Below are 7,842 nucleotides of genomic sequence, written 5' to 3'. Positions count from 1 at the left end.
AACCCCAACATCACGTCATCCGTGCGCCTCGACGACCTGATCGCGGCGATCAAGAAGGTTCATCAGGAACCCCTCGAACAGCTCCAGGACGCGGTGATCGCCGCCGATCACCTCGGTGAAGTGGCCGACCATCTGATCGGCCACTTCGTGGACCAGGCCCGGCGTTCGGGCGCCTCCTGGACGGACATCGGCAAGAGCATGGGGGTCACCCGGCAGGCCGCGCAGAAGCGCTTCGTGCCGAAGGAGTCGGCCGACCTCGACCCGAGCCAGGGCTTCAACCGCTACACGCCCCGCGCCCGCAACACGGTGATGGCCTCGCACAACGCGGCCAAGTCCGCGCACAACGCCGAGGGCGTGCCCGAGCACCTCGTCCTCGGGCTGCTGGCCGAGCCGGAGGGTCTGGCCGCGAAGGCGATCACCGTCCAGGGCGTGACCCTCGACGCGGTGCGCGAGGCGGCCACGGCGGCACTCCCGCCCGCCGTCGAGGAGGCCCCGGAGCTGGTGCCGTACGGCCAGGCCGCCAAGAAGGTCCTGGAGCTCACCTTCCGCGAGGCCCTGCGCCTCGGCCACAACTACATCGGCACCGAGCACATCCTGCTGGCCCTGCTGGAGCACGAGAACGGCGAGGGCGTCCTCAGCGGCCTCGGCATCGACAAGGAACGGACCGAGCAGTACGTCGTGACGGTGCTGGAGAAGATCATGCTGGCGCAGAAGGAGACGCCGGACGAGGCCTGACAGGGCCTGCCGAGGCCGGACGAGGCCTGACGAGGCGGCGATCGGGGGGGCGTTGTCAGACCCCCCTGTCAGACTCGCGGCATGACCGACCGGTGGGCGCTCGCTCCGGCCGAGGACGGTGGCGTGGACGTCGCCCCCCTCGGTCCGGACGGGCTGCCCGCCGGGCCGGTGCGGCGGGAGCCGGATCCCGCCGAGGCCGTGCGGAGCCGTCCCGGCGTCACGCGGTGGGTGTGGCGGTCCACCGCCGAGGTCTACCCGCGCCTGCTCGCCACGGGGGTGCGAGTCGAGCGGTGCTACGACATCGAGGCCGCCGAGACACTCCTCCTCGGCCACGAGGGGCGGTACGGGGAACCACGCTCGGCCGCGGCCGCCCTGGCCCGGCTGCGCGGCGGCCCCGTACCGCCCGATCCGCCCCAGCGCTCCGCCGAACCGGGCTCGCAGTCCTCGCTGTTCGAGCCGCAGGGCGTCCCGCTGCCCCTGCCCGACCTCCTCGCGGTCTACGCCGAGCAGCAGCGGCGGCACGCGAGCGCCGAGCACCCCGACCGCATGCGGCTGCTCACGGCCGCCGAGTCGGCGGGCATGCTGGTGGCCGCCGAGATGAACCGCTCCGGGCTGCCCTGGCGCGCCGAGGTGCACCGCGCGGTGCTGCACGACCTGCTGGGCGAGCGGTACGCGGGCGGCGGCGAGCCCCGCCGGCTGGCCGAACTGGCCGACGAGGTGTCCACCGCGTTCGGCCGCCGGGTGCGGCCCGACCTGCCGGCCGACGTGGTCAAGGCCTTCTCCCAGGCCGGGATCAAGGTCTCCTCGACCCGCCGCTGGGAGATCGAGTCGATCGACCACCCCGCCGTGAAACCCCTGATCGAGTACAAGAAGCTGTACCGCATCTGGGTCGCCCACGGCTGGTCCTGGCTCCAGGACTGGGTGCGCGAGGGGCGGTTCAGACCCGAGTTCCTCGCGGGCGGGACGGTGACCGGGCGCTGGGTCACCAACGGCGGGGGCGGGCTCCAGATCCCCAAGGTGATCCGGCGGGCCGTGGTCGCCGACCCCGGCTGGCGGCTCGTCGTCGCCGACGCCGACCAGATGGAGCCGCGCGTCCTCGCGGCGATCTCCCGCGACCCCGGGCTGATGGAGGTGGCGGGCCGGGAGACCGACCTGTACCAGTCCGTCTCCGACCGTGCCTTCTCCGGAGACCGCTCCCAGGCCAAACTCGCCGTGCTCGGCGCGGTCTACGGCCAGACCTCCGGCGACGGCCTGAAGAACCTCGCCGCGCTCAGACGCCGCTTCCCCAAGGCGGTGGCGTACGTCGACGACGCGGCCCGCGCCGGCGAGGAGGGCCGGCTCGTGCGGACCTGGCTCGGCCGGACGTGCCCGCCCGCGGCCCGGGCGACGGACGACGGGACGGAGGAGGCCGGCATCCCCGTCGCCGACGACGACCACCCCGACGTCGCCGCCCCATGGGTGCCCGGCTACGCCTCCACCAACGCCCGCGCCCGCGGCCGCTTCGCCCGGAACTTCGTCGTCCAGGGCAGCGCCGCCGACTGGGCCCTGCTTCTGCTCGCCGCGCTGCGCAAGACCTGCGCGGGCCTCGCGGCCGAACTGGTCTTCTTCCAGCACGACGAGGTGATCGTGCACTGCCCCGAGGAGGAGACGGCAGCGGTCGTGACAGCGATCCAGGAAGCAGCGTCCCTGGCCGGCGAACTGACCTTCGGCCGGACGCCGGTGCGGTTTCCGTTCACCACGGCGGTGGTGGAGTGCTATGCGGATGCCAAGTGATCACTGCGTCGGATCTGGCCCCGCGCCGCACGCGATCGCGACCGCATCCACGCCACACCGGTGTCAGATGACGGGCGGCCTTCCCAACCGCGTGAGCCGCCACACCGTGCGCCAGCGCATGGGCCGCCGCTCCCCCGCCGACTCCCGTACGCCTTCCAGGAATCCGCCGAACCACGCACGCAACCCGGCGGCGGAACGGTTCCGTGCGAGGGTGAGCAGCACCCACACGCCCAGATGGACGGGGACGAGCGCGACCGGCAGCCGGCGGCGGGCCAGCCAGACCCGGTTGCGGGCGTTCACGCGGTAGTAGATGGCGTGCCGGGCGGGCGAGGTCTTGGGGTGCTGGAGCAGCAGTTCGGGCGCGTAGAGGATGTGCCAGTCCGCGTCGGCCGCGCGCCAGGCCAGGTCGGTCTCCTCATGGGCGAAGAAGAACTCGGCGGGCCAGTCGCCGACCTCGTCGAGCATGGCCATCCGCAGCGCGTGCCCGCCGCCGAGGAAGCCGGTGACGTAGCCGCCCCGCATGGGGTCCGAGCCGCCGATCCGGGGCACGTGCCGCTGCTGCGTCTCACCGAGTTCGTCGGCGATGCGGAACCCGACGATTCCGAGCCGTTCGTCGGCGACGTACAGGTCGCGCACGCGGCGCAGCACATCGGCGTCCACGAGCAGCCCGTCGTCGTCGAGGTCGATGACGACGTCGACATCACCGAACTCCCGCAGCCGCGCCAGGGCCGCGTTCCGCCCACCGGGGCACCCGAGGTTCTCGTCGAGCTCGATGGGGGTGACCTCACCGGGCAGCGACAGCCGCCCGGCGAACTCGGGCAGCGGGCAGCCGTTGCCGACGATCACGATCCGCTCGGGCGGCACGTCCTGCTTGGCCACGGAACGGAGCAGCGCGTCGACCTCCTCGGGCCGATTGCCCATCGTCACCACGGCGACGGCGATCCTGGGCGCCCCCATGTCCTCACCTCATCACGGTCGGCAACTGACGGGTCGACGGGCGATGCTAGCCGTTCACGATAAGGCCCCCTTAAGTACGCCTCCCGTACCGCGGTTCTCCTACGCCGTTCGGCCGAACCGGCACCCGACCCGATCGGGCACAGGATGTCGGGTCCGGCAGGGGGCGCGCTGCCTAGCGTGGTGGACACCGAAGAGGCACTGAAAAGGAAGGAACCGGGCGTGCTGGAGCGGCTCAACCAGGCCATGGAACACATCGAGCGCCACCTCGACGACTCGGTGGACGCCGTGGAACTGGCGCGGATCGCGGCCACCTCGGAGTACCACCTGCGTCGCATGTTCTCCGCACTGGCAGGCATGCCCCTGTCGGAGTACATCCGGCGCCGGCGGCTCACCGTGGCGGGCGCGGAGGTGCTCGCGGGCGGCGAGACGCTGCTGGAGATCGCGGTGCGCTACGGCTACGGCTCCGGCGAGGCGTTCGCCCGGGCGTTCCGCACGATGCACGGCGTGGGACCGGGCGAGGCCCGGCGCACCGGCGCCGCGCTCGTCTCCCAGCCCCGGCTGACCTTCCGCCTCACCGTCGAAGGGAGCAGCAGCATGCACTACCGAGTGGTGGACCGTCCGGCCTTCACCGTCACCGGCTTCAAGACCAGGATCCCCCTGATCCACTCAGGCCCCAACGAGGCGATCATCGACTTCGTCCGCGGCCTCGACAAGCAAGCCCTGGAGCACCTGAAGAAACTGTCCGACCAGGAGCCGCACGGCTTCGTCGCGGTCTGCGACGACCTGGACCCGAGCCGAGCCGAGGGCACGGAACTCGACTACTACCACGCCGTGATCACCTCGTCCCCGGCTCCGGAGGGCACCACACCCCTCCCCGTCCCCTCCGGCACCTGGGCGGTCTTCACCACCTCCGGCCCGGCCCCGCAGGCCATCCAGGAACTGTGGCGAGACGTCTTCACCGAGTGGTTCCCGTCCAACCCGTACCGCAGCCGCCCCGGCCCGGAGATCCTCCGGACCGAACTGTCGACGGACGGCACCCGGGCGGACGCCGAGCTGTGGCTGCCGGTGGAGCGGGAAGCCGCCCACTGACACCAAAAACCCCAGGTCGGATTCCATCCGACCTGGGGTTCCAGTGGAGCCGCCTTCGGGATTCGAACCCGAGACCTACGCATTACGAGTGCGTTGCTCTGGCCATCTGAGCTAAGGCGGCGCGCTGTCCGCACTATGGTGCGATCAGCAACGACGGTAAGTCTACACAGTTTCGAAGGGTGCTCCGTACCGGCCCCGGAGGCGTGCATTCCAGGGCCGGGAGGGCGTTTATGAGCAGCGCTTTCCGTCCTCGGGCGGGGTGCCGCGCAGGAGGTAGGCGTTGATCGTGCGGTCGATGCAGGCGCTGCCGCGGCCGTAGGCGGTGTGGCCGTCGCCCTCGTAGGTGAGGAGGCGGGCCGAGGAGAGCTGGCCGGCCAGGGCCCGCGCCCAGCGGTACGGGGTCGCCGGGTCGCGGGTGGTGCCGACCACCACGATGGGGGCCGCGCCCTTCGCCTCGATGCGGCGCGGCTCGCCCGTGGCGTGCACCGGCCAGTACGCGCAGTTCAGCGAGGCCCAGGCGAGGCCCTCGCCGAATACGGGTGACGCCTTCTTGAAGTCCGGCAGCGCCCCGCGCACCTGGTCGGGGGTGTCGAAGGCGGGCGGCAGGTCCAGGCAGTTCACCGCCGCGTTGGCGAACATCAGGTTGCTGTAGGCGCCGTCGGCGTCCCGCTCGTAGTAGCCGTCGGACAGGACGAGGAGTCCTGCGCCGTCGTCCTCCTTCATCGCGGACGTCAGCGCCTCGCGGAGCTGCGGCCAGGCGCCCTCGTCGTACATGGCCGCGATCACACCGGTCGTGGCGAGCGACTCGGTGAGGCGGCGGCCGTCGGGGTCGCCGGTGGGGACGGGCTGGTCGTCCAACTCCTCGAAGAACGCCTTCAGGTTCTTGCCCACCCGCTCGGGCGAGGTGCCCGCGCCGCCCAGCGGGCAGTCGCTCTGCCGTACGCAGTCCCGCGCGAACGACCGGAACGCCGTCTCGAAGCCCGCCGTCTGTTCCAGGTTCAGCCGCCGCGCGGACAGCGACGGGTCCATCGCGCCGTCCAGCACCAGCCGGCCCGCCCGGTCCGGGAAGAGCCCGGCGTACGTCGCCCCGAGGAACGTCCCGTAGGAGGCGCCGACGTAGTTCAGCTTCTTGTCGCCGAGCGCCGCCCGCACGATGTCCATGTCCCGGGCCGCCTCCACGGTGGACACATGGCGCAGCAGCCTGGGCGCGTCCGCGCCGCAGCCCTCGGCGAACGTCCGGTACGCCGCGACCAGCCCGTTCCCCTCCTTCCCGTCGTCGGGTGTGATGTCCGTCTGCGTGTACGTGTCCATGTCCGGCCCGTCCAGACACTCGACGGGCTCGCTGCGGGCCACGCCGCGCGGGTCGACCGCCACCATGTCGTAGCGGGCCCGGACCTCGGCCGGATAGCCGATGCCGGCGTACGACTCCATGTAGCCGATCGCCGAACCGCCCGGCCCGCCGGGGTTCACGAGCAACGAGCCCAGGCGCTCGCCCGTGGCCTTCTTGCGGGCGACGGCGAGCCGGACGTCACCGGCGGACGGCGTGGCGTAGTCGAGCGGCGCCTTGACGGTGGCGCACTCGAAGCCGGGGACGCCGCAGCCGCGCCAGGCCGGCTTCTGCGCGTAGTACGACGCGAGCGCCGCGGGGACGGCCTTCGGCAACGCGGCCAGTGCCGCCGGCTCCGCGGCCGCCGAGGCCGCGGACGTCGTCGGGGTCCCCGAGGAGCAGGCGGAGACCAGCAGCGCGGCCGTGGCGAGGAGGCCTACAGCGGTCCTCACTCCGCCACGGGCCCTGCGGTGTGCGCCGCCGGAGCCCGCGCGGCGGCGAGCGGGACTGGAGGCGGAGCGGGAGGTGCGCCTTGTGTACATCCAGCGAGCGTAACTCTGCGCGATGGAATGAGTGCCGTGCGTGCGTGTCGCGCCTCGTACGAGTTACAACGTCAACCCCACGTTCCCCGCGTCTCCCCGCCCCACCGGGTGTCAGCCCGCTCTGAGCGCCATCGTCATCGCCTCCACGGCGAGCAGCGGCGCCACGTTGCGGTCGAGCGCGTCACGGCAGCCGGCGATCGCCTCGATGCGGCGGAGCGTGGACTCCGGGGAGCTGCCGCGGGCCAGCCGCTCCAGAGCGTCCTCGGCGTCCGCGTTGGCGATGGCCACCCGGGAGCCGAGCTGAAGGGCGAGGACATCGCGGTAGAACGCCGTGAGGTCGGTCAGGGCGAGGTCGAGGCTGTCGCGCTGCGTGCGCGTTCTGCGGCGCTTCTGCTTGTCCTCCAGGTCCTTCATCACGCCCGCCGTGCCACGCGGCATCCGGCCGCCCTGGACCGCGCCGAGAGCGGCCTTCAGCTCCTCGGTCTCCTTGGTGTCCATCTCCTCGGCGAGCTGCTTGGCGTCCTCGGCGGCCGCGTCGACCAGCTCCTGGGCGGCCTTGAGCGCGCCGCCGACCTCCTCCACGCGCAGCGGCATCCTCAGCACGGCGGCTCGGCGTTCGCGCGCGGCCGGGTCGGTGGCCAGGCGGCGGGCCCGGTCGACGTGGCCCTGGGTCGCGCGGGCCGCCTCGGCCGCGGCGTTCGGCTCGATGCCCTCGCGTCGTACGAGCATGTCGGCGATGGCGTCGACCGACGGCGTGCTCAGGTTCAGATGGCGGCAGCGGGAGCGGATGGTCGGCAGGACGTCCTCGATGGAGGGGGCGCACAGCAGCCAGACCGTGCGGGGCGCGGGCTCCTCCACGGCCTTCAGGACGGCGTTGGCCGACTTCTCGTTCAGCCGCTCGGCGTCCTCGACGAGGATGATCTGCCAGCGGCCGGTGGCCGGCGAGGTGAACGACTTGCGGACGGTGTCGCGCATGTCGTCGGCGAGGATCTGCGAGCCGACCGCGGCCACGGTGGTGACGTCGGCGTGCGTGCCCACCAGTGCCGTATGACATCCGTCGCAGAAGCCGCAGCCCGGGGAGCCGCCGAGGGCCCGGTCGGGGCTGACGCACTGCAGCGCCGCCGCGAAGGCCCGCGCCACCTGGTTCCGCCCCGCTCCGGGCGGGCCCGTGAACAGCCACGCGTGGGTCATCTTCGACGCCTCGGGCGGAGGGGTGCCGGTGACGGCCGCGGTGACCAGGGCGTCGGCGTCCCTGGCGGCAGCGTCAAGCTGCGCGCTCACCCTCTCCTGCCCGACGAGGTCGTCCCACACGGTCATGGGTCACGCCGCCCTTCCGTCACGTCCGCGTCCACGGACCGTACTGCCGCTGCGAGGTCCATTGTGCGGGCGACCACTGACAACCCGGCCCCGGCCCTCAGC

At 72.5% G+C, this 7,842-nt stretch carries 6 protein-coding genes and 1 tRNA gene; 3 read left to right on the top strand and 4 right to left on the bottom strand.

The window, feature by feature from the left end; translation table 11 throughout:
- On the top strand, positions 1-735 hold a 735-nt coding region (locus tag ACFTZL_RS36960; RefSeq protein WP_382592380.1), incomplete at its 5' end, for a Clp protease N-terminal domain-containing protein.
- An 81-nt stretch (positions 736-816) separates the two neighbouring features.
- Positions 817-2,508 carry a bifunctional 3'-5' exonuclease/DNA polymerase gene (locus ACFTZL_RS36955; protein ID WP_382592377.1) on the top strand — a complete coding sequence of 564 codons (1,692 nt, stop codon included), beginning with the start codon at positions 817-819 and terminating at the stop codon, positions 2,506-2,508.
- Between the two features lie 63 nt (positions 2,509-2,571).
- Here the strand turns inward: ACFTZL_RS36955 and ACFTZL_RS36950 are convergent, their stop codons facing one another.
- Entirely contained in the window at positions 2,572-3,465 is an 894-nt protein-coding gene (locus tag ACFTZL_RS36950; protein WP_382592374.1) for a glycosyltransferase family 2 protein, read from the bottom strand.
- A gap of 219 nt (positions 3,466-3,684) precedes the next feature.
- On the opposite strand from ACFTZL_RS36950, the gene ACFTZL_RS36945 reads away from it, so the two are divergent.
- Positions 3,685-4,554 (top strand): effector binding domain-containing protein, encoded by an 870-nt coding sequence (locus tag ACFTZL_RS36945; protein ID WP_382592383.1) that lies wholly within the window; start codon positions 3,685-3,687, stop codon positions 4,552-4,554.
- 44 nt (positions 4,555-4,598) lie between these two features.
- Here the strand turns inward: ACFTZL_RS36945 and ACFTZL_RS36940 are convergent.
- From ACFTZL_RS36940 to ACFTZL_RS36930, 3 genes are all read right to left on the bottom strand, one after another.
- Positions 4,599-4,675: transfer RNA gene (locus tag ACFTZL_RS36940), tRNA-Thr, on the bottom strand.
- Positions 4,676-4,782: 107 nt separating this feature from the next.
- Positions 4,783-6,423: an alpha/beta hydrolase gene (locus tag ACFTZL_RS36935; protein ID WP_382592371.1), complete on the bottom strand. Its 1,641-nt coding sequence runs from the start codon at positions 6,421-6,423 to the stop codon at positions 4,783-4,785.
- Positions 6,424-6,534: 111 nt separating this feature from the next.
- Positions 6,535-7,740 carry a DNA polymerase III subunit delta' gene (locus ACFTZL_RS36930; RefSeq protein ID WP_382592368.1) on the bottom strand — a complete coding sequence of 402 codons (1,206 nt, stop codon included), beginning with the start codon at positions 7,738-7,740 and terminating at the stop codon, positions 6,535-6,537.
- Between the last annotated feature and the right edge of the window lie 102 nt (positions 7,741-7,842).

The organism is Streptomyces sp. NPDC056948 (assembly GCF_042674225.1).
Taxonomy (GTDB): Bacteria; Actinomycetota; Actinomycetes; order Streptomycetales; family Streptomycetaceae; genus Streptomyces; species Streptomyces purpurascens.
Note: the sequence above shows the minus strand (reverse complement) of the source record. Positions and strands in the feature narration are given on the sequence as shown.